We start from the raw sequence: 21,744 nt of genomic DNA, 5'->3' as shown, positions 1-21,744 counted from the left end.
AGTATTGCTATTCTTGTGGCTATTTTGATTGGGCTGTGTGTACCTTCAGCGGAGCGTTTTACATTCGTCATCCGCTACAACCTGATGGTCATGCTGTTCTTTGCCTTTCTTGAGGTAAAGCTCTCGTTCCGGTTGTTCCATAGGGTACATATTTTCGTGGCGGGGCTAAACCTTGTGTTGCCATTATTTTTTTATCTTGTTCTTTATCAATGGCAGCCTGCTGCAGCAGAGGCCGTATTCGCTATCGCCTCTGCTCCAACTGCGGCCGCGGGCCCGGTCATTGCCAGCTTTCTGAGTGCAGAAGTAGGGTTTGTAACAACGGCTGTGCTGCTCACCAGCCCCATCGTTGCCCTTGTGTTGCCAATTACTGCAAGTGCCATACTTGGTGGTGGGTCTGCTGCGTTTTCTTTTTGGGACATTGCGCTGCCCATAGCCTCTTTAATATTCATCCCTCTGTTGGGAAGCCTTCTGCTGCGAAGGTTATGGATAGCGGGGGCGGATACTATCAGAAAATACCAGTTTCTGTCATTCCGGTTGTTTTTGGTAAACGTTTTTATTGCTGCCGCTGCTGCATCTGATTACTTCAGGGGGCAGCAGTCAGAAAGCCTGGGCGTTATTGCAGGTATCGGTTTAGCGATCACCGCTTTGTGTTTGTTTCAATTCAAGGTAGGAGAGTGGCTTGGCCGGGGGCACCTGCCACTGGAGACCGGTCTGGCGCTCGGGCGCAAGAATACGATGTTTAGCCTTTGGCTGGCCCTGACCTATTTCAGCCCGGTGGCCGCTCTTGGCCCTATATTCTATATTTTGGCCCAAAACCTTTACAATTCCTGGCAGATTTATCATTATCGCCGGTCTTCTGCTGGCTCAAACCCCTGATGAATACCTCGCTCCAGAGGAGGGACTCCTTTGTCCATCCATTTTGGCATCGGGGCGTTTAGAAGATAGTAGTCAAAGAACTGCTGCATCCGGCGCATAAAATCTCTCCGGTTTTCCTTGCCCATAACCCAGTGTGGGTTGTCGTTATAATTGAGTAGCCATGCCGGTTTGCCCAGGCGGCGCAGGGCGACAAAAAACTCAATACCCTGATACCAGGGCACCGCACCATCATCATCATTGTGCAGGATAAGGACGGGCGTATTGATTTTATCAGCATAGAACAGCGGAGAGTTTTCGATGTAACGGAGCGGTTTTTCCCAAAGCGTGCCACCAATCCGGCTTTGGCTCTTCTCATACTGGAACATCCGGCTCAGCCCGCTGCCCCATCGGATGCCTCCGTAGGCAGAAGTCATATTCACAACCGGTGCTCCGGATTCCGCACAGGCGAACAAATCGGTTTGGGTGATCAGGTAAGCCACCTGATAACCGCCCCAGCTATGGCCCTGAACGCCCAGCCTTTCTTTGTCGATGAAGCCCTGGTTGAGCAAAGAAGTGACGCCGGTAGTGATCGCATCCAAAGCACTTTCGCCTGGATAACCAATCCGGTAATGGACATCCGGAATAAAAATAACATAACCCCGGCTGGCATAAAAGGGAAAATTGATGATCGACCGGGGATAAGTAGGCGTCCAGTGCCGGTGAAGGCGGTCTGCATAGCGCTCGTAGAAATAGGTCATCATTGGGTATTGTAGACCGGGGTCAAAGTCTTCCGGCTTGATGAGAATCCCTTCCATCTCCTGACCATCTGCTCCCGTCCACCGGTAGGGCTCAGCAGTGCCCCAGCGAAAATCCTGCTGCTGAGGGTTGGCCTCACTGATCTTTTTGAAATTCGATAAATGATCGTTGCTGATCAGCAAGTCCGGAAAGATCTCAAAATTTTCACGTGAAAAAAGATAAGCATCAGCATCCCGTGCTTTTTGAATTTGCCGGTCATAGCTATACGCCCCAAACTGTACGAGATCCTTGACACCCGTGTGGATATTGAACCAGGTGTAGCCGGAGGACTTCTCTGTCTCACTGAAGGTATAGAACAGCATCGGTTTGACTTCCTCTATAGACCGCTCTTCAGGGTCAAGCTTAATGTAGCGGTACTGTGTCCGGGATGCCCGCCCTTTAGTCAGGTTGTTGGAAGCCAGGCTGCCACTGGGGTCAACCAGCCAGACATCATACCGGTCATACACCAAAAGGAAATCATCATCGGTAGTCCAGCCGGCTGTTCCATGTGGATAAGGATGCATAGGGTGGTCATCCAGCTCATCATATAGTGGTACCGGGATATCCCGGGCAATTTCCCGGGTTTGCCGGGCTGCAATATCATAGACCATCCACGAGGTATCCGCAACATTATACCAGTAGGCATAGTCACCCATGGGAGACAGGTCGGCATTGCCGGGCAGGTTTTTCACAATGGGCTGGCGCTTGCCATTTTCTACATCCACCAGATAGAGGTCATGCCTTTGCGGAAAGCCTTCCCAGCTTAGCAATTGGAGGTAGGATGAGCCGTCTTTGCCCAGTGCATAGCGGGCATTGCCCTCATTGCCGAGGATCAGCTCAGGCATCTGCTCATCTGCGAGTTGCAACAGGCGGCGGGTGTCGGTATGAAAAACAGCGAGGTAGTTTTGCTTTTTTCTTTCCTCCAGCAGTTCTTCTTCATGGGTGTAGAGGCGGGCATCCTGACTGGCCCAGACTTCCACATTAACAATTTCCTCCTCCAGCAAGGTTGTGTCCTGAAGGACTGGGGGCGGGCAGGTGCCAAAGAATAACCGGCTGCCATCTTCTGAAAATTTCAGCTGCCCGTGTTCGCTGATCAGCCATTGTTCGGGGAGAAAAGCCGCGCTGCTGTCTGCAATAGTAACTGCTTCATCCTGCTGGCTCTTCCAGTGCCAAAGCTGGTAGGGGACCACCCTGAAGTCGGTTGTATCCTGAAGCGCAAGGAAGCCGGCCTGCCTGCCGTCCCGGCTCAGGCTTAGTTGGGTGTAGTGCCCTTTGCCTGTGAGTAGGGGGCGGAGCTTGGCATCTGGTCCGTCATAGAGGTAAATGCCTTCCTGGAATGTGGAATCATTGCCGGTTGAATAAATTAAAAACCGGGGCGATTCTTCGGCTGCAATGAAGTCTTTAACGAATGGGATGGAATCCTGCTGCCCGGTCCTAAGGTTGCGGATAACCAGAAGGCTGCCATTTTTTTTATTTTCGGGCTTTACTTTTATGCTGTCAGGCAGGGCTGTATCTCTGGGTGCAGGCAAGAGCTGATAGGCCATCCAGCCTTCCCATTTTTCAGGCATGATAAAGCGCTTAAGACGGGGTATCTTTTCCTGACGTCCACTGGCCAGCTCCAAAACAGAAAGTGTGTCTTTAGGCAGGTCTTTGTCCTTAACCTTTGCTCGCTTTTGGGCTTTTAGGGTGTCCTCTGCCGGGCTGATCTGAAAAGCGACAAACCGGCTGTCCGCGCTGAAAGCAGCTTTATGACTCCGCTCAAAGGACTGGGATTTTGCCTTGCTATGGTTGTATAGGATTAGGGTAGGATCGCCCTGATTAGGTGTGAGTTCGTAACTGACCCAGTTGCCATTGGGTGCGATAGCCTCCTTTTCTATAGTATTCCACTGGTCAATATCTTCAATGGAGAGTGCAGGTTTTTGTGCAAAAGCACTTATGGTAAGACTCAGAAAGAGCAGGACAGGTAAAGGCTTCAATTGCATGGCTTCAGGTTTGAATGGTTTTTCGTTGAACTTTCTCAAAAATAATGTTCGCAGAGGACTCCTCCTATTTTTCCAAAGGCTTAAAAGAGGTACTTGGCCATACGCAGGTAAATAGCGGTTGCTATCAGTCTTTTTGAAGGCAGAAGGATGCGTGCGTCCCGGAATTTTTGGCAAGGGCAAGCATACGGTGACAACGGTTAAGCGATTGCCACAGCTCAGGTTGCAAAGTAATTACTGCAATTGGGGATTATGGAAACTTTTATCGTTGAGCAGTTTGGCTATGTTACGGTCTTCCAATGCAGCTCTCAGATTTTCAGCGTGCCGGTCGTGGTGCAGGTCCGTACCCAAATAGTCAATCAGGCCGGCTTTTAGCAGTGCAACAGCATTTTCCCGCGTGGGTTTGCCGTAGTATCCGGTTAAGGAAAGGAGGTTGAGCTGGAATTCACAGCCACGGTCCTTAAGCTCAGCATATCGCTTAAAGTCCTCCCGGAAAAACAGGTAGCGTTCAGGATGCGCCAGCAATGGCCGGTAGCCTTTGGTTTGTAACCGGAAAAGATAGTGCTCCAGTTTTGGCGGAGCGGATATGAAACTCATTTCCACCAGGACGCGGTTGCCAGGCAGGGCAAGGAGGTTACCCTCCTCGAGCAGAGGCTCAAAGCCTTCGTCCATCAGGTACTCAGCGGCAGCATCAAGCGTGACATTCAGCCCGGCAGCCTTTGCGGCAGTCCGTACTTCCGCAAGTTTCTCCCGTATAATTTCCGGTGTGTTTGGATAAAGGTCCGCCATAATGTGCGGAGTGGTGATGAGGTGGCGATAGCCCATCTCCTGCAGTTGAGCGATGAGGGAGAGGCTGTCCTCTATATCTTTGGCACCGTCATCAATACCGGGCAGCAGGTGAGAATGCATATCGGTTTCGAGGAATGCGAAATCACCAAGGGGGGGCGTTTTTTTGAACAGGTTGAACATAGAGGATTATTGCGTTTTTTCAATAACCTCGCAAAGGTAGGGAAAATTGCCGGGGGCTTTCCCCCGGCAGTACCGTTAAACTTTTACGACTTCCCTGAAATATTCCATGGTGATTTTCAAGCCTTCTTCCCGGCTTACCGTTGGTTCCCAGCCCAGGATTTCCCGGGCTTTGGTGATATCCGGCTGCCGGACCTTCGGGTCGTCCTTAGGCAGAGGCTTGTAGGTGATTTTTGCATCCGGGTTGCCCACTAGCTTCACCACTTCTTCAGCCACTTCTTTGATGGTGATCTCATCCGGGTTGCCAATGTTTACCGGTAAGTGGTGGTCACTCATCAGCAGGCGGTAGATGCCTTCCACAAGGTCGGCTACGTAGCAGAAAGAGCGGGTCTGAGAGCCATCGCCAAAGACGGTGATGCCTTCTCCGCGAATGGCCTGGGAGAAGAAAGCAGGCAGTGCGCGGCCGTCATTCACGCGCATTCTCGGGCCATAGGTATTAAAAATGCGGATGATCCGGGTTTCCACACCGTGGAAGTTGTGGTAAGCCATGGTGATGGCTTCCAGGAAACGCTTGGCTTCGTCGTAGACACCACGCGGCCCAACCGGGTTGACGTTGCCCCAGTAGTCTTCTTTTTGCGGGTGGATAAGCGGGTCGCCGTATACCTCCGAAGTGGAAGCTACAAGGATACGAGCGTTTTTGGCTTTGGCAAGGCCGAGGAGGTTGTGTGTACCCAAAGCACCGACCTTCAGGGTTTGGATCGGCATTTTCAGGTAGTCGATTGGGCTGGCAGGTGAGGCGAAGTGCAGGATGTAATCCAGGTCTCCCGGGACATGCACGAACTTCGAAACATCATGGTGGTAATATTCAAATTCCTTGAGCGGGAACAGATGCTTGATGTTATCGAGGCTGCCTGTCAGGAGGTTGTCCATCCCAATTACATGGAAACCTTCCTTGATGAAGCGGTCGCACAGATGGGACCCCAAAAAGCCGGCAGCACCGGTTATAAGAATTTTTTTCATGGCTGAGATTTAAAAGCTTTCGTCTTGTTAAATAAAATCCCCTCCGCGGCAGGAGCCGGGGAGGGGAATGGGGTTTAAGCTTCCGCTTTTTGCACGACCTTATTTCGGCCGATACTGTCGTAGTAAAAGCCTTCAGTTTCCATAACCTTGGGGTCATAGATGTTGCGGCCATCGAAAATAACCGGCTCGCCGAGCAGTTCCCGGAGCACTTTATAGCTGGGCGCGCGGAATACCGGCCATTCGGTAATCACCGCCAGGCTGTCCGCACCAATCAGGGTCTCGTACTGCTCTTCTGCAAATTGTATCCGGTCGCCAAATACCTGCTTGACGTTTTCCATCGCTTCCGGGTCAAAGGCTTTGATAGAAGCACCCGCATTCAGCAGTTCTTCAATGATGGTAAGCGCCGGCGCTTCCCGGATGTCATCGGTATTCGGCTTGAAAGCCAGTCCCCAGACCGCGATGGTCTTACCGCTGAGGTTGCCGCCGTAGTAGTCGATGATCTTTTTGCTGAGAATGTGTTTTTGCTTGTCATTAACGCCCATCACAGAATTCAGGATGCGGAAGTCATAGCCATTTTCGGCGGCTGTTTTGGCCAGGGCCTGAACATCCTTAGGGAAGCAGGAGCCTCCGTAGCCAACTCCGGGGAAAAGGAACCGTTTCCCAATACGAGAGTCACTTCCCATGCCCAGTCGGACCATATCTACATTCGCGCCTACCTTTTCGCAGAGGTTGGCAATCTCATTCATAAATGAAATGCGGGTAGCCAGGTAAGAGTTGGCAGCGTATTTAGTCATTTCTGCAGAGCGCTCATCCATAAAGTAAACAGGGTTGCCCTGACGCACGAAAGGCTCATAAAGCCGGGACATGACTTCCTTTGCACGCTCAGAAGACGTACCCACCACCACCCGGTCCGGGCGCATGAAGTCGTCGACGGCCACGCCTTCCCGAAGAAATTCCGGGTTGGAAACCACGTCAAACAAATCTTCAGAAAGCTTGTCAGACAATATCGCATGGACTTTCTCAGCCGTGCCCACAGGTACGGTACTCTTATCGATTACTACAGTGTAGGCATCAATAATTTCAGACAGGTCAGCTGCTACGCCCATCACGTAAGAAAGATCGGCGGACCCATCCTCACCCGGAGGTGTGGGCAGCGCCAGGAAAATAACCTCTGCTCCCTGAATCCCTTCCTTGAGGTTGGTGGTAAACTTCAGGCGCCCTTGTCTGGTATTGCGGTCAAAGAGAATATCGAGCCCGGGCTCGTATATTGGGATTTCCCCCTGCTTTAAGCGTTCTACCTTTTTTTCGTCAATGTCTACGCAGATGACATGATTGCCGGTTTCTGCAAAGCAAGTACCAGTGACAAGCCCTACGTAGCCCGTTCCAATTACAGCAATATTCATGGTGTTAAGTTATGTTGTAAAGATGAAGAATGCATATTTGACTAATGTTTAATACCAGCCGTATATTGCCGTGCGCCTCAACTCGTGGGGCACAGTTGTTTTACGGCCAGTTAGCAATGACGAATGGCACATCGTCTATATTGTCGGTTGGGTGTGCAAACGATGTAGATGGCAAGTCAGTACCTCGACCAAAGCTACAACTGCTCCGAAGCCTGGCAGAGCAGTATTAAAACCGACCCGGCCCAATGCTTCATCTTTCACAGAGCAATAGTGTTGTTCGCAAGAATTGTATCGTAGCTTTTCAAAGGTTTGAAGTAGTGACATGCAATTTAGGGTATAAAACTTTCCCGTGCAAACCCACCAAAGAGAATTTGCATATGCTGCACCCCAATAATCAGTACGCTATAGTTTAAAGGAATGTTACAAATAATCCTTAAAACGGCCACCTTTGGGCTCGTTATCGGTCCGTGCACTTCCGGATTTGATTTTCCGGAGCAGGCTCGGGTCAATATCCATGATAAGGGAGTAGCCCATATTTTCCAGTTCGATCACGAAGTTCTTTTCGTTCTTTTGGTTGAGGAGAATGCCCTTCATTCCGGTAAGGCTTCCACCCAGGATTTCTACTTCGTCACCGTTGCAGAGGCTCAAGCTTCTGCTTTCCTGAGCTTCCACCTCAATGTTTTCTCCTACGACAAGACGCAAAACATCAATCTCTGTCTCCGGTATGGAAATCAGGTTTTTTGACAAACGGACAAAATTGAGCACATCCTGCGTCTCTACCACCCGGATGTACTCGCTCTTTTTGATCTTGACGAACAGGTAGCAGTTGATCAGCGGCAGTTCAAGATGTTTAACCTTTCGGGTATACTTGCGGGTGACTTTCTGAAGCGGGAGAAAATGCTCAATACCCTTCTTTTTCAGCCTGCCCGCCACCATTTTTTCGCGCTTGTAATTGGTATAAATGGCAAACCATCTGCTTTCGATATTACTCAGGTGGTTTTCGGGTTGTTGTTGAATTGCAGTCTTCATTGGAGGTCTTTTTGTTTTACGAAATACAAAGATTTCAGGACTGTGATTTTATGGGGAAAGCCTCATCAAAAGGCTAGAGTCTCCAGTAGGTCAGTCCGGCATCTGCACCGGGCTTTTTATATATGGCTTTGATGTCCATAACAATGGGGTCTTCTTTGCAAATGGATTTGAAGTATTCAAAATCCAGCGATTGATACTCCATGTGGTTGACCGCGACGATCACCGCGTCATAATCATCTGAGGCATTGTCTACCAACGTCAGCTTGTATTCTTTTGCTACTTCATTGGGGGAGGCGTAGGGGTCAGTAATATGTACATTGATAGAGTACTGCATGATTTCTCTGGCGAGTTCAGCCACTTTGCTGTTGCGGATGTCCGCCACATTCTCCTTGAAAGTGATCCCCATGATAAGCACCTTGGTCTGACTAGGGTTCTTACCCCGCTGAATCAGCATTTGGGTCAGCCGTTTGGCAATAAAACCAGGCATACCGTCATTGATGCGGCGACCGCTCAGGATGACCTGGGGGTCATAGCCCAATTGTTTAGCTTTATGGGTAAGGTAGTAAGGGTCAACACCAATGCAGTGCCCGCCTACCAGGCCGGGGGAGAACTTAAGGAAATTCCATTTGGTACCAGCTGCTTCAAGCACTTCGTTCGTGTCGATCCCCATCATGTCAAAGATGATAGAAAGCTCATTCACAAATGAAATATTGAGGTCGCGCTGCGTATTCTCAATCACTTTCGCCGCCTCAGCAACTTTGATAGAAGGGGCTTCGTAAATGCCGGCTTTTATAATGGCTCCATATGTTTTTGATATTTCATGGAGGGCTTCTTCATCGCTTCCGGAAACAATCTTCAGGATTTTTTCAATGGTCCGTTCCTTATCACCCGGATTAATGCGTTCGGGTGAGTAACCGATTTTGAAGTCCCTACCGAGTTTCAGTCCCGATAGTTCCTCTAAAATAGGCAGGCAGTCTTCTTCAGTGCAGCCCGGGTACACAGTGGACTCGAAAATAACATAGTCGCCTTTCTTCAGCACCTTGCCCACTGTTTCAGAGGCGGAAAGTACAGGCTTTAGGTTAGGGACTTTGCTTTCGCTCACCGGCGTGGGGACCGCTATAATGTGGAAGTGGGCTTCTTTGAGCATGGCGGGGTCGGCTGTGAAGGTGATCCGCTTATTGTCAAAAGCGCTGCTTTCCAGTTCTTCTGAAGGGTCCTCGCCGTTTTTCATCATTTGGATACGGTCCTCGTTGATGTCGAAGCCGATCACTTCAAAGTCGCGTGCAAATTCCAGGGCGAGTGGCAGGCCAACGTAACCAAGGCCAATAACGGAGATTTTTTTCTCACGGTTTTTTAGTGCATCAAACATAATTAGGGAGTCTTAATCTTTTTTTGGATTGGAGAATCTATGGGGAACGGCAGAGGGCATATCCTCCGCCGTTTGTGCTTTATTTTTGGAAAAATGCTTTCACCTGATCGGCAATATGCGCCAGCGTAGGTTCATCCAGTTCCGTATGCATAGGCAGGGAGATCACTGAATTGCACAGATCTTCCGTAACGGGAAGGTAGTCTATCTGCTGGTCCATAGCCTGCTGATAAGCTTTTTGCTTGTACAGGGGCACGGGGTAGTAGATCATATTGGGGATACCGGCTTCCTGCAGATGTTTTTGCAGGGCGTCACGCTTTCCGTTGGCAACCTTGAGGGTGTACTGATGAAAAACATGAGTGGACTTGGGGTCCCGTGCCGGCGTCTGCAGCCCTTCGATACCTGCAAAGGCCTGATCGTAGTAGTTTGCGGCAGACCGCCGTGCTGCTGCGTACTCATCGAGGTGGGCCAGTTTGATATCCAGAATGGCAGCCTGAATGCTATCGAGTCGGGAGTTGACGCCCACCATGTCGTGGTAGTAGCGCTTCACTTGTCCGTGATTGGCAATCATCTGCAGTTGCTGTCCCAGCGCTTCATCGTTGGTATACAGTGCACCGCCATCTCCGTAGGCGCCCAGGTTTTTAGAGGGGTAGAAAGAGGTACAGCCGATATGGCCGATAGTACCCGTTTTCTGAGTATGCCCGTCTTTGAAAGTGTAGTCTGCGCCAATGGCCTGAGCATTGTCCTCAATAACCCATAGCCCATGCGCTTTAGCAACTTCCATGATAGGCTCAAGGTCGCAGCTCTGCCCAAAAAGATTGACCGGGACCACGGCTTTGGTTTTTGGCGTGATTGCTGCTTCCACCAGATCAGCTGTGACGTTAAAAGTGTCCGGGTCTACGTCCACCATGACTGGCTTTAGGTTGAGGAGCGCAATGACTTCGGCTGTGGACACGTAGGTGAAGGCAGGCACAATTACCTCATCGCCCGGCTGCAGGCCAACCCCCATGAGCGCGATCTGAAGCGCGTCCGTACCATTGGCGCAGGGGATAACATGGCGGGCGTCCAGGTAAGATTCCATGTGCGCCTTAAAAGACTTTACAGCAGGGCCGTTGATGTAGGCACAGGACTGCAGGACTTCCTGAACAGCAGCATCGATCTCCGGCTTCAGCCGCTCGTACTGTGTTTTGAGGTCCACCATTTGTATGTTCATTTTGACATCAGACATATAATGAAATTGTTTTTTTCGTTAGTTGAGATTTAAATGGCTCAGGGCTTTTCCGGCTACAGTTTCCCCAATTGCAAGGGATGCGGTGGCAGCCGGGCTTGGGGCGTTGCAGACGTTAATGACACCAGGCTTTTCCACAAACAGGAAATCGTCAATGAGTGTGCCATCCGGGCCGCAGGCCATTGCCCGCACTCCCGCACCGCCTCTGACCAGGTCTGCGGTGGTGATTTCCGGGATCAAATGCTGCAGGGCTCGCACAAAAGCTGATTTGGAGTAGGACCGGTAGAGTTCGTTCAGCCCATCCCGCCAGTACTTCCGCGCTATTTGCTGAAAACCCGGGTAGGAGAGGGTTTCCCAAAGCTCGGCCGGGTCAAAGTCATAGCGGCTGTACCCTTCCCGCCGAAAAGCAAGCACTGCATTGGGCCCGGCCTCAATACCTCCGCCAATCATACGGGTAAAGTGTACGCCCAGGAACGGGAAGTTGGGATTGGGCACCGGGTAAATCAGGTTGTTGACCAGATAGCGTTTCTCCGGGCGCAGTTCGTAGTATTCGCCCCGGAAGGGAAGGATCTGAAGGTCAATCTCTGGCATGGTCAGCTGCGCAATCTTATCAGAATACAGTCCGGCACAGTTGATGACCAGCCGGCAGGTGATGTCCCCCTTGTCCGTAATAACGGTGCCCTGTCCGGGCCGCAGGTCAATATCCAGCACCTTATGCCCCAGCAGGGCCTCTCCTTCCCGGTTGTGGGCCAGTTCCATATACTTTTCTGCCACTGCACGATAGCTGATAATGCCGGATTGGGGCACCCATATGGCCTTGATGGCACTCACATGAGGCTCTATTTCCCGGCATTCTTCCCGGCTGATCATCCGGATACCATCCAGGCCGTTGGCCTGCCCGGTCTTCAGTATTTTCTCAAGGCGGGGGACCTCGTCAGGGCGGGTGGCGACAATGACTTTGCCGCAAACGTCATGCGGAATATCATGCGCCTTCGCAAAATCAAGCAGATAGCGGTAGCCCCGTGCGCAGTTGAGCGCCTTGGAGCCACCGGGTGTGTAGTAAATGCCAGAGTGGATGACACCGCTGTTGTTGCCGGTCTGATGCCGCGCTACGCCTGCCGCTTTGTCGATCACGGCAATACGGAGGCCAGGCTGCTTTTCAGTCAACTGATAAGCAGTAGCAAGGCCCACTATGCCGGCACCGATTATAGCGACATCATATTGCATCTAGTTCATTTCCATTTTATTGCAATAAAGTAGAAGAGGCTCGGGCGTGAAACGGTCGAGCATGCTTTCGGAAAACTCTTCTGCTTCGTAGAGCAGATACCGGATTTTCCGATTGACCACTTTCTCCGCTTTTTCCACTAATCTTAGCAGGTAGCTCCGGTCTACGGTGCCGATAATCAGCAGGTCGATGATGGTACTGTCTATGCCCCTGGAAAAATCACCGATCAGGTATACCCGCTCCACATTGCCCAGGCGTTCTATGACCTGCTCCACGACCCGGTCTACGCCAATTTGCTTTAAAAGTATATTGTGTATCTCAAAGAAGAGTGGATGTTGATCGTTGGCCCGAAACATTTTTTTGTTGCCAACGGTCTCTGAGCGAAGCATTCCAGCTTCTTCCAGGCGGTTGAGTTCCACACGGATGGCATTGGAAGACTCTCCAAACTCCTGCTGCAAGCCTCGCAGGTAGCTCGTAGTCTTACTGTTGATGAAAAACTTCATCAGCAGCTTAATTCGTGTCTTTGAGGATATTAAGGTTTCTATCATGATTGAGTAATAAAATTACTCAAGCTTGGTAAATAAGCAAGCTAAAGCGGTGAAAAAAAGCTGTGATTACTTATTGCCGACCTTTTCGATAGGGAATACCAAGAAAAGAACGAGCAAAAATGTTGCTCATTTTATTTTGTGTTTGCAGATGCAATTTTAGTGAATAATCTGCTGATGTCCAGTGAATTTTTGAAAAAAAAGTGCCTAAAACGATAAACCTTTTCTCAGGGCGCTTTCGGGAGTCTAGTATTGACAGGGGCTTTCGTGCCAATACTGCATTGTAGTACATTGCCGCCCATTTTGCGTATCTATGCTGCAAAAATGCAATTCTGGAGCAAACAGACCCCCGCGCAAATCCATCAGCGGGTATTCGAGGCACTGGGCAAAAATGTGGATTACAAAGAGCGTTCTCCTCTTGGCTTACCGGCCTCCCACCTGGATGAGAAAGTGTTTACCCCTCAGCCCGCCATGCTGCGCGAAGCCCCTTTCCTGGCTACCCTGGTACAAAACCCCAATCACATCGGCTGCCATACCCTGGGCGATTCAGAGAGTTTCTTCGCCGGTACGCAGGAGATTGAGCGGGAGCTGATAGCCCTGTGCGCAGTGGATATTCTTAATGGAGCAGAAGCAGGGCAGTTTGATGGCTACGTAGCCAGTGGCGGTACGGAAGCCAATATTCAAGCCATGTGGATCTACCGGAACTACTTTATGCGGGAGCACGGGGCTGCTGCCACTGAAATTGCTATTCTGTGCTCGGCGGACGCTCATTACTCTATGCATAAAGCAGCCAATTTGCTTGGCGTGCACGGCTTTGCCGTAGCAACGAGCCCGGAAGACCGCTGCATCACAGCCTCCGCCATCCGGGAAACAGTTGCCGAAGCGCAGACCTCCGGGGCTAAGTATTTTATCGTAGTCTGTAATATGATGACCACCATGTTTGGGTCGGTAGATCATCCTGAGCCTTATATGGAGGTATTGGAGGAAACCGGGCAGCCTTATCAATTGCATGTGGACGGCGCGTACGGCGGATTCTTTTTCCCTTTTTCAAAGATTGAGCACACCCTGGATTTTTCCAACCCCAGGGTAACCTCAATCACCCTTGATGCCCACAAGATGGTACAAGCGCCCTATGGTACCGGTATTTTCCTGATCCGAAAAGGGTGGATGAAATATGCCTATACTGAGGAAGCCCAATATGTGCAGGGACTTGACGCCACACTAAGCGGAAGCCGCTCGGGGGCAAATGCCATTTCCGTTTGGATGATTTTGATGACCTACGGCCCGCATGGCTGGTTTGAGAAAATCCATATTCTGAACTACCGGACGGAGTGGCTGTGTCAGCAACTCAGGGGCCGGGCTATCCGGTTTTACCGGCACCCCGGGTCTAATATCGTCACCATCCACAAAAGCGGTATCTCCCGAGAAATGGCAGAGCAGTTTGGGCTTGTGCCCGACAGCCATTCCCAACCGGAATGGTATAAGGTAGTGGTGATGGACCATGTGACAATAGATGCGCTGAGTGAACTGGTGGAAGCGCTTTAGTTTTGACTGCCTGGCAATAGCAAGCTGCTGTCTCCATAGCTAAGAAAGCGGAAGCCTTCGCTAAGGGCAAAGTCATAGACCTTTTTCCAGTCCTCTCCAATCAGTGCGGCGATCAGGAGCAACAGGGTGCTCTGTGGCTGATGGAAGTTGGTGATGATGCCGTTGCAAACCCGGAAGGTATAGCCCGGGGCGATGATCAACTGTGTGTAGCCCTGCACGGTTTCCTGCTGTTGGGCTTCCATGGCTTGCCGCACCGCCTGGAAGCTTTCCAGAGTGGAGGGGCGCTTGCCTTCTTCGTAGGGTGTCCACTGTTGCACATCAATAAAGGATGCCGGTTGACCTGAGCAGAGGCTTTGGCCATGCCAGTACAGGCTTTCCAACAGCCGCATACTCGTGGTGCCGACCGGAATGATTGGCTTACCTTGCTCCAGATGGGCAATGAGCGTATTCAGTGTGGCAAGATTGATGTAAATACTCTCCTCATGCATATGGTGGTCAGCCAGTGCTTCGGCTGATACCGGCTTAAATGTTCCGGCGCCCACGTGTAAGGTGACTTCCAGTGTTGAGATGCCTTTTTCTTTCAGGTCATCAAATACCCGGTCCGTGAAGTGGAGCCCGGCGGTAGGCGCTGCCACCGAGCCTTTGGTCTTGGCATAGACGGTTTGGTAGCGGTCTTCGTCTTCCGGCACGTTTTCCCGGTTGAGGTAAGGGGGCAAGGGGATAATGCCTGCTGCCGCGAGTAATGATCCGAAGGCTATACGGTCATCATTCCATTCGAATTCAACTTCGAAGGCGTTTTCCATGCGGCCGATCCGGGTGGCTTGGAGTTGCACATCCCCCAATTCGGTAGTGATCGTCTTTTCGATTACACCGGTTTTCCACTTTCGGTTGCCGCCGACAAGGCATTTCCAGCGCACTTTCTGCGCACTGGAAAAGTTTTGCTGGTATTCAGCCGGTGCCAGGGGCTCCAGGCAGAGGATCTCCAGCCGTTTGTCGTTGGGCAGGGTAAAGTGCAGTCGGGCGTGGATGACCTTGGTGTTGTTGAAAACCAGCAGTGCGCCCTCGGGCAGTAGTTCCGGTAGCGCCCGAAAGGAATGAGCATCGATTTTTCCGCCATTATAATACAGCAGTTTGGAGGCATCCCGCTCCTCTAACGGGAATTTAGCAATCCGGGACTCGGGCAGTTCGTAGGAGAAATTCTTAATATTGATAGACTTGGGATCCACTAGGCTCTGGTAATTGGTTCGCAATCGCGCAAATGTAAAAAATCACATAACAACTCCAGTGCTTTTGGGTTCGCAAGCGTCATTGGTGCGTATGTGCCGCGCTCAAAGCTTCAGCTTACGGGCCAGGATGTTGCTGGACAACGTCCCAAACAACACGATACTTATCGAACTCAGTGGCATCAGAATCGCTGCCACGATGGGGGACAAAGCGCCCTGCACGGCAAAGCTCAGCCCGATAATATTGTAGATGAGTGCAAAACCGTAGGCATAGTACACCAGCCGGATACTCTTACGCGCAAACTCAACGAAGCCGGGCAGGCGGTCGAAGTGGGCTGCATCGAGGATAGCATCACAGGCCGGGGTGAAGTTATTGGTATTTTCTGCGACGACGATTCCTGCATCGCTCTGCTTCAGCGCACCGGCGTCGTTCAGCCCATCGCCCAGCATCATCACATTTTCTCCCTTCGCCTGCAATTTGCGGACGAATTGCAGCTTGTCCTGCGGGCTCTGCCGGAAAAACATTTCCCCTTTGCCTTCGAATGCAGGTTCCAGCAAGCTCCGTTCCCGGTCGTTGTCACCAGAGAGGAGAAAAAGGCGTGCTTGCTGAGCGAAGTAGTGTACCACTTCCCAAAGACCAGTACGGAAATGGTTTTCCAGCCGGAACGCACCTCTTACCTGCCCGTTGATTTGGATATACACCCCGCTTTCTGCAGCCACTTTCTTATCCATAAATGCAGCCGAGCCAGCTTTTAAATGATAATGGGATACGTTGCCGGCTACACCTTGCCCAACTACCTCTTCCCAGTTGGATACCGGGTACAAAGCGGTGTCCTGAGCCGGTTCATCAGCACTGAGATAGGCTACGATTTGCTGGCTCAGGGTATGACTTGAAGGCTTTAACAGAGCACGTACCATTTGCTTTTCGTGGGCATCAAGCGGAGCTCCCTCGAAGTGGATCGAACTCTGATGGCGATCGGTGAGGGTGCCGGTTTTATCAAAAATGATGGATTGTACATTGCTTACTGCTTCTATTACTGCCGTATTTTTCAGGAAAAACCGGTTGCGGGCCAGCACGCGCAGCGCATTACCGAAAATAAAGGGCACTGCAAGGGCCACGGCACAGGGGCAGGCTATGATCAGTACTGCTGTAAAGGCGTTAACCGCCAGGCCGGTATCGTACTGCAGCCAGTAGCCCAGCGTGGTGAAGGCGATAATCAGAATGGCAAAGGTGAAGTATTTGCCCACGCGGTTAGCGAGTTCACTGGTACGGGAATCGGTGGCCTTGGTGAAGGCTTCATCGTTCCACAGCTGAGTCAGATAGCTCTGGGAAACGCGGCGGGTCAGGCTGACTTCAATGCTGCTGCCGGTTTGCCGCCCTCCGGCATAGACTTTCTCCCCGCTGTTACGCCCAACGGGTTCGGATTCGCCGGTCACAAAGCTGTAGTCAATCGCTGCTTCTCCGTTAAGCAGGACACCATCGGCAGGAATAAGCTCGCCATTTTTGACTTCTATGATGTCGCCCGGGTCCAGCTTGTCGAGGGTGGTGGATGTGGTGCTGCCGTCTTCGTTTTTGCGATGGGCCGCAATAGGGAAATAAGACTTATAATCGCGTTCGAAAGAGATGCTGTGGTACGTCCGTTGCTGAAACCATTTGCCAGCCAGCAGGAAAAAAACGAGCCCGGCAAGGCTGTCGAGGTAGCCGGCTCCGGTATGGGTCAGAATTTCGAATGCGGAACGGCCGAAAAGAGTCAATACGCCCAGTGCAATCGGCACGTCAATATTCAGGTTGCGGTTTTTCAGGCCCAGCCATGCGGATTTGAGGTAGTCGCTGCCAGAATAAAAGACCAGGGGCAGGGCTAAAAGGATATTCAGATACCCAAACAGCTGGAAAAACTCGCCTTCCAGGGTCTTATCCAGTCCCAGGTATTCCGGGAAGCTGAGCAGCATGATATTGCCAAACGCAAAACCAGCCACCCCAAATTTGTAGTAAAAGGAGCGGTCGACCAATGGTTTTTGGCTACCGTCCAGATTGCTCAGGTTGATGGCAGGCGTGTAGGCAATGCTGTCCAGCAGTTCGACCAGTTGCCGGAGGCTGATCACTGACTCGTCAAAAGTGACGTATACTTCCTTTTTAACGAAGTTGACGGTAGTGGCCTGAATGCCAGGATTGAACTTGTAGAGGTTTTCCAGCAGCCAAAGGCAGGAAGCGCAGTGGATGGCGGGAATGAAGAAGGTAACGCGGGTCTGATCGTCATTGGCAAAATCGATGAGCTTTTCCCGGACATCAGGATCGTCCAGATAGGCGAAAGCAGCCTGCTTTTTGCCTTTGAGGCTCATACCAGCCTGCTCATCAAGATCGTAATAACGGCACATGCCATTATCATCCAGTATTTCGAAGACCGTCTTGCAACCTTCGCAGCAGAAGTCTTTGTCGTCCAGCTGAATATGAGTGGGCGCACAGGGCTCACCACAGTGGTAACACGCGGGTGAGGTATTGGGCACAGCCCCTTGTGTCATTGGCTTAGTGCTAACGGTCGGCATGTTTGGCTTTTTTCATTGGTTACGGCCCGGGCCGTTTACCTTTTGCGAACTAGAAAAACAGTTGTCTTTCGTTTGTTTTGTGCCATAAATGTACGATACCGTGAAGGGCAGGCGGGTGACTTTTGTCACTGTCTGCTGATGATTCTTGTCGGCAAACGGGATTTGCTTTTTATGCTTCCGGCGATGTAGATTTTTTGCTTGGATTTACGGGCTTTTATTCCCTGCTTCCACCGGTTTTAGCTTGGTTCGCTCACCTTCAGAATGTTCCCCCTGCCGCTCCCGTTCATACTGCCGGATGAGGTAGGCATACCAGGCCACGCCCACAATGTACATGGCGACGGTAATCAGGAAAATGCTAACATAGCGGAACTCCATTTGCCGCAGCCAGCCGAACAGCTTCATGGAGATAAACCAGCTGCCCGACCAGACAGAAGCATTGAGGGCACTCATGATTTCCTGGTTTCTGGGGCCTACGTAGTACATCGTCAATTCGGAAGTCATGGGCGCCGCAGCACTCATAAGAGGCTGTCGCAGCACATAGGCTCCGATGGCAATGCCCAGGGCAAATGGCAGGTGGGCATAGTACTCCGTGGTGGCCAGGGCAAACAGCATAAAAATGGAAGCCGACTGAAAAAAGGTAATGGCGACCTTGTATCCGAAACTGCGCCGGACATACGGCATGATGGCCACCGTCATGGCGACCAGGAAAAAAGTCAGGGAGCCTACCAGCGAGAACTGATCGGAGGGCAGCCCATGCACATTGAGGAAAAACAGATTGATGACCGGAATAGTAAAACCGGCACCAACCGCAATAATCAGGGTGGGGGTGAGGGCTTTGAAAATCGTCCCCCAGTCGTACCCGTGCAGCACTTTCCGGAAAGGCACTTTTTGCGACAGCTGTTCCGGCACCCGAATCCGGGAAACGAAGAAGGCACCGGTGAGCCCCAAAACAGAGATGCCTTGCAGTACCCGCTTTTCCGTAAAAAATGCCGGGTCGATTTGAGTCAGAATGAAATTGCCAATACCGATCAGGCAAATGGTACCGGAGAAGGACAAAAAGGAAAGCGAAATGGCCTCCGAGTGGGCCTCTTTACGGGCATTCAGCAGGATAAAAGGCAGTACCGTGATTTGCATGCAGGTATAAGCCAGCCCCCAGAGCATGGCAGAAGCATTCACCACCTGCGTCCAGCCTGCTCCAATAGCGTGCAGCAACACCAGCGACATGACCGGGGTAGCAACTGTAGCCACGTAAAAGAAGGGCTTCAAACGCCGCCCTTTGATGAACAGACCGATTGGGAAAGCCAGGCAAAAGACCGCGAGGAACCGGTAGGAAAGTACTTCCGCGACTTCATAATCCGCAAAACCTTCCTCTGCCATATAGTAATTGAGGAGCAGAAAGAAAGCCGTATTGATGCCCTGCACAAAGAACTGCGCCACAATCAGATAGATGACATGGCGGGGAACTTGCCTGTAGCCGTTAAGTACGCTTTGAAGTGGGCTCATGCTTAGGAAAAGGTCTGGAAATTGAAAACCGATGTGCCAGCAGACAGGGCTGTCATCGGTTTGGAAAAGGGCACGCTGAGGTGCTTGATTCAAAGAGGGAACGCATAAGGATGGGGATAGTTTGGTGGTGACTTCCTTATCCGGGGATGTGGTAAGTACTGCCGGTGGGAGAGATCGTGGTTTGCATCCAGTTTGGGAGGCTTTCCGGTAGGGCAACCGGCCAGTTTAATTCATCAGTGGGCAAGGCCGTGTGCATAAAAGCCGCTTGGTCTTCCAGCGCCAGGAGCCGAACCTGATGCCAGAGTATCCAGGACAAGGGCGTAGGAGGCGCCTGATCAGCTACCGTCAGGCTTTGATCTTTACGCAGGGCCCTTTCAAATCGGGCAATACAGGTGCCATCCTGATAAACCTTGCCATCCAAATTATCCTTGTGGCGCTCCTGCGACCAGGCTAACCGGTGCTGTATAGCTTGGTCCGTGTATTTTCGGATCGCCTCCCACTCTGAAGGGTGGAAAAGCTTCCAAAACCCATCTCTTCGAAACCACGTCATCTGCCGTTTAGCGTAGCGGCGGCTGTTGCGCTTGATGAGTTCTACGGCTTCCTCCAGCGTGGTTTGCTGGCTGAAGTAGTCGAATAACTCCTGATAACCAACGGTCTGCAGGGCAGTGAGGTGGCGTTTGGGGAATAAAGATCGGGCTTCTTCCACGAGTCCGGCCTCAAGCATCAGGTCCACGCGTTGGTTGATGCGCTCGTAAAGCGTTGCTCTTGGCCACTGCAGTTGCAGGTAGATGGGTTGGAAGGGCCGCTGCCCAGCTGCTTTTTGGCGAAAGCTGGAAAAGGGCTTTCCGCTGGAACGGTAAACGGACAAGGCACGTATAAGCCGGTGCGGGTTGTCAAGGTCCACCTCAGCGTAGTAGTCCGGGTCGGCGGCTTTCAGGGCTTCCTGCAGGTAGGCAAGCCCATGGGCACGAAAGTCGGCCTCCACACCTGCCTGCACCGCTTTCGGGACTTCCGGGAAAGCATCCAGCCCTTCACAAACGGCTTTCAGGTAGAGCCCGCTGCCGCCGGTGAGGATGACGACCTCGTGTTTAGTGAAAAGCTCCTGCAGCTGCTCCAGAGCCTCAGTCTCGTATTGCCCTACGCTGTAGTTGGTTTCTATGCTGTGGCTGTCAATAAAGTAATGTTTAGCGGCTGCCAGTTCCTCTGCATCAGGCTTGGCGGTCCCAATCGTCATCTCCCGGAAAAACTGACGGCTGTCGGCGGAGACAATAACGGTATCGTAGTGCTGCGCCAGTTGAATGGCGAGCCGTGTCTTACCACTTGCTGTAGGGCCGGAAAGGACAATAAGGTGCATAACGCTGAAGGTTGTTCATTGCGGCCAAAGTAGCGAAAATCCCGGATTCCATCGGGCAGGAACAACATTCTCAGCCATGCAGCGGTTTATTCCCCTGAAAAAATGATCTATCTTTGCCAAAAAGCAGCTCACCTGATGATGAACCAATCCCGTCTTTTACTTTTCTTTTTTGCGCTAACCACTTTGACCTACATGGCATGCGATGACGATAGCGATATGCGTGCGCCTGTGGAGTATAATCCAAATTGCTGCGTGTACAGCACGATGCAGCGCGATGATGTGAACCAGCGATGGGAAGCTGTGATCGAATTAGCAACCGGCAATTGGGACACCATACCGGAAACCGTTCGGCCTGCAGCGAGTTTTCAGTTGCCCATTGGGGTTAACCGCCTGAATGACTTTTCCGGCAACAGGCACCTTTACACTGATTTCAACGGGGTTAATCTGGTGGTGCAGGACCTGACCACCTTCGACACCACGAGGCTTGCACTGAATGATCCGGAGACTGGACAGAAAATAGAGGGGTCCCTCTTCTTACAGGAAGGCCGGAACAGCGATGAGTACTTCCTGTACAGCGGGCTGGAAGGGCGCGTGTACGGTATTGACCTGGCAGCCCGGTCTTTAAGCGTAGCTTTGGATACTTTCCCTCTGGGATTTGATTTGCTGAACGACTTCGTCTACAGCCCTTCTGAAAACTATTTTGTTTTTATGGGACAGATCAATCAGGGGTTCACCGAACGGTTGTACACGGCTACGATTTACGATAATGCCACGAAGAACCTCGTTGCCCGCGATACTTTCCCGCAGCGGCTATTTGGTTTTGTCCCCGACCCGGATGCCGGACGGATGTTTGCCCTGACCTTCCCGGAGAATCAATTCGGCTACCGGCTGTACGAGGTGCAGTTCCGTGGTGCGGACGGTCTATCCTACACGGAGCTATCGGCTGAGAACCTTGCGATCGGGCAGTTGTCAGAGCAGCTGCAAACCCTGCATACCGCAAGCAACAGCTACCTTTGCTATGGCGAATCCCCGCCCTTCAAGGTGGTCTATCAACTGGATCTTGATAACGGAGACTTGCGGGCGCAGATCGTGCTTGAGGAATTTGGCACGATGATCAAATTGGATGGGGAGTAAGCCACAGCATAAAAACCTCAGTAAGCAGAA

16 protein-coding genes are annotated in these 21,744 nt (G+C 51.5%); 3 read left to right on the top strand and 13 right to left on the bottom strand.

Annotated features, from left to right (window positions below):
* The first annotated feature begins 15 nt into the window (after positions 1 to 15).
* Positions 16 to 876: a hypothetical protein gene (locus IX84_RS25410; RefSeq protein ID WP_152605240.1), complete on the top strand. Its 861-nt coding sequence runs from the start codon at positions 16 to 18 to the stop codon at positions 874 to 876.
* Here the strand turns inward: IX84_RS25410 and IX84_RS25405 are convergent.
* The 9 genes from IX84_RS25405 to IX84_RS25365 form a co-directional block, all read right to left on the bottom strand.
* Complete coding sequence (locus IX84_RS25405) at positions 843 to 3,632, bottom strand: alpha/beta hydrolase family protein (protein WP_044227672.1); 2,790 nt, start codon at positions 3,630 to 3,632, stop codon at positions 843 to 845. The two genes, IX84_RS25410 and IX84_RS25405, sit on opposite strands and share 34 nt — an antisense overlap.
* A 231-nt stretch (positions 3,633 to 3,863) precedes the next feature.
* Complete coding sequence (locus IX84_RS25400; protein WP_044227669.1) at positions 3,864 to 4,598, bottom strand: tyrosine-protein phosphatase; 735 nt, start codon at positions 4,596 to 4,598, stop codon at positions 3,864 to 3,866.
* A gap of 75 nt (positions 4,599 to 4,673) precedes the next feature.
* On the bottom strand, positions 4,674 to 5,615 hold the full coding sequence (locus tag IX84_RS25395; RefSeq protein WP_044227666.1) for a UDP-glucuronic acid decarboxylase family protein: 942 nt from the start codon (positions 5,613 to 5,615) through the stop codon (positions 4,674 to 4,676).
* A gap of 74 nt (positions 5,616 to 5,689) precedes the next feature.
* Entirely contained in the window at positions 5,690 to 7,018 is a 1,329-nt protein-coding gene (locus tag IX84_RS25390; protein WP_044227664.1) for a UDP-glucose dehydrogenase family protein, read from the bottom strand.
* Positions 7,019 to 7,438: 420 nt separating this feature from the next.
* Positions 7,439 to 8,047, bottom strand: coding sequence for a UpxY family transcription antiterminator (locus tag IX84_RS25385; RefSeq protein WP_044227661.1), 609 nt, complete (start codon positions 8,045 to 8,047; stop codon positions 7,439 to 7,441).
* A gap of 73 nt (positions 8,048 to 8,120) precedes the next feature.
* The gene (locus IX84_RS25380) at positions 8,121 to 9,416 is read right to left on the bottom strand and encodes a nucleotide sugar dehydrogenase (protein ID WP_044227658.1); all 1,296 of its coding nucleotides are present in this window, start codon (positions 9,414 to 9,416) and stop codon (positions 8,121 to 8,123) included.
* A 79-nt stretch (positions 9,417 to 9,495) separates the two neighbouring features.
* Positions 9,496 to 10,641 carry a DegT/DnrJ/EryC1/StrS family aminotransferase gene (locus IX84_RS25375; protein ID WP_238578338.1) on the bottom strand — a complete coding sequence of 382 codons (1,146 nt, stop codon included), beginning with the start codon at positions 10,639 to 10,641 and terminating at the stop codon, positions 9,496 to 9,498.
* A gap of 21 nt (positions 10,642 to 10,662) precedes the next feature.
* Positions 10,663 to 11,868, bottom strand: a complete 1,206-nt coding sequence (gene lhgO / locus IX84_RS25370) for an L-2-hydroxyglutarate oxidase (protein ID WP_044227655.1) — start codon at positions 11,866 to 11,868, stop codon at positions 10,663 to 10,665.
* Positions 11,869 to 12,414, bottom strand: coding sequence for a winged helix-turn-helix domain-containing protein (locus IX84_RS25365; protein ID WP_044227651.1), 546 nt, complete (start codon positions 12,412 to 12,414; stop codon positions 11,869 to 11,871).
* Positions 12,415 to 12,735: 321 nt separating this feature from the next.
* Between IX84_RS25365 and IX84_RS25360 the strand changes: the two genes are divergently transcribed.
* Positions 12,736 to 13,956, top strand: a complete 1,221-nt coding sequence (locus tag IX84_RS25360) for a pyridoxal phosphate-dependent decarboxylase family protein (protein WP_044227649.1) — start codon at positions 12,736 to 12,738, stop codon at positions 13,954 to 13,956.
* On the opposite strand, the gene IX84_RS25355 is transcribed toward IX84_RS25360, so the two are convergent.
* The 4 genes from IX84_RS25355 to miaA form a co-directional block, all read right to left on the bottom strand.
* Positions 13,953 to 15,182, bottom strand: a complete 1,230-nt coding sequence (locus IX84_RS25355; RefSeq protein WP_052516400.1) for an S-adenosylmethionine:tRNA ribosyltransferase-isomerase — start codon at positions 15,180 to 15,182, stop codon at positions 13,953 to 13,955. The genes IX84_RS25360 and IX84_RS25355 overlap by 4 nt on opposite strands.
* A gap of 102 nt (positions 15,183 to 15,284) precedes the next feature.
* Positions 15,285 to 17,723: a heavy metal translocating P-type ATPase gene (locus IX84_RS25350; protein WP_081968941.1), complete on the bottom strand. Its 2,439-nt coding sequence runs from the start codon at positions 17,721 to 17,723 to the stop codon at positions 15,285 to 15,287.
* Between the two features lie 204 nt (positions 17,724 to 17,927).
* Positions 17,928 to 19,226, bottom strand: coding sequence for an MFS transporter (locus IX84_RS25345; RefSeq protein ID WP_152605239.1), 1,299 nt, complete (start codon positions 19,224 to 19,226; stop codon positions 17,928 to 17,930).
* Positions 19,227 to 19,362: 136 nt separating this feature from the next.
* Positions 19,363 to 20,580: a tRNA (adenosine(37)-N6)-dimethylallyltransferase MiaA gene (miaA, locus tag IX84_RS25340; RefSeq protein ID WP_063978301.1), complete on the bottom strand. Its 1,218-nt coding sequence runs from the start codon at positions 20,578 to 20,580 to the stop codon at positions 19,363 to 19,365.
* Between the two features lie 135 nt (positions 20,581 to 20,715).
* On the opposite strand from miaA, the gene IX84_RS25335 reads away from it, so the two are divergent.
* The gene (locus tag IX84_RS25335; protein ID WP_152605238.1) at positions 20,716 to 21,714 is read left to right on the top strand and encodes a hypothetical protein; all 999 of its coding nucleotides are present in this window, start codon (positions 20,716 to 20,718) and stop codon (positions 21,712 to 21,714) included.
* Positions 21,715 to 21,744: the final 30 nt, after the last annotated feature.

It is taken from the genome of Phaeodactylibacter xiamenensis (genome assembly GCF_000759025.1).
In the GTDB taxonomy this organism is placed as follows: domain Bacteria; phylum Bacteroidota; class Bacteroidia; order Chitinophagales; family Saprospiraceae; genus Phaeodactylibacter; species Phaeodactylibacter xiamenensis.
Note: the sequence above shows the minus strand (reverse complement) of the source record. Positions and strands in the feature narration are given on the sequence as shown.

Excerpts from the sequence above, each read along its gene's own strand:
- IX84_RS25405 (WP_044227672.1), bottom strand. The coding sequence starts at position 3,632 with ATGCAATTGAAGCCTTTACCTGTCCTGCTCTTTCTGAGTCTTACCATA.
- IX84_RS25400 (WP_044227669.1), bottom strand. The coding sequence starts at position 4,598 with ATGTTCAACCTGTTCAAAAAAACGCCCCCCCTTGGTGATTTCGCATTC.
- IX84_RS25395 (WP_044227666.1), bottom strand. The coding sequence starts at position 5,615 with ATGAAAAAAATTCTTATAACCGGTGCTGCCGGCTTTTTGGGGTCCCAT.
- IX84_RS25390 (WP_044227664.1), bottom strand. The coding sequence starts at position 7,018 with ATGAATATTGCTGTAATTGGAACGGGCTACGTAGGGCTTGTCACTGGT.
- IX84_RS25385 (WP_044227661.1), bottom strand. The coding sequence starts at position 8,047 with ATGAAGACTGCAATTCAACAACAACCCGAAAACCACCTGAGTAATATC.
- IX84_RS25380 (WP_044227658.1), bottom strand. The coding sequence starts at position 9,416 with ATGTTTGATGCACTAAAAAACCGTGAGAAAAAAATCTCCGTTATTGGC.
- IX84_RS25375 (WP_238578338.1), bottom strand. The coding sequence starts at position 10,641 with ATGTCTGATGTCAAAATGAACATACAAATGGTGGACCTCAAAACACAG.
- lhgO (WP_044227655.1), bottom strand. The coding sequence starts at position 11,868 with ATGCAATATGATGTCGCTATAATCGGTGCCGGCATAGTGGGCCTTGCT.
- IX84_RS25365 (WP_044227651.1), bottom strand. The coding sequence starts at position 12,414 with ATGATAGAAACCTTAATATCCTCAAAGACACGAATTAAGCTGCTGATG.
- IX84_RS25360 (WP_044227649.1), top strand. The coding sequence starts at position 12,736 with ATGCAATTCTGGAGCAAACAGACCCCCGCGCAAATCCATCAGCGGGTA.
- IX84_RS25350 (WP_081968941.1), bottom strand. The coding sequence starts at position 17,723 with ATGCCGACCGTTAGCACTAAGCCAATGACACAAGGGGCTGTGCCCAAT.
- IX84_RS25345 (WP_152605239.1), bottom strand. The coding sequence starts at position 19,226 with ATGAGCCCACTTCAAAGCGTACTTAACGGCTACAGGCAAGTTCCCCGC.
- miaA (WP_063978301.1), bottom strand. The coding sequence starts at position 20,580 with ATGCACCTTATTGTCCTTTCCGGCCCTACAGCAAGTGGTAAGACACGG.
- IX84_RS25335 (WP_152605238.1), top strand. The coding sequence starts at position 20,716 with ATGATGAACCAATCCCGTCTTTTACTTTTCTTTTTTGCGCTAACCACT.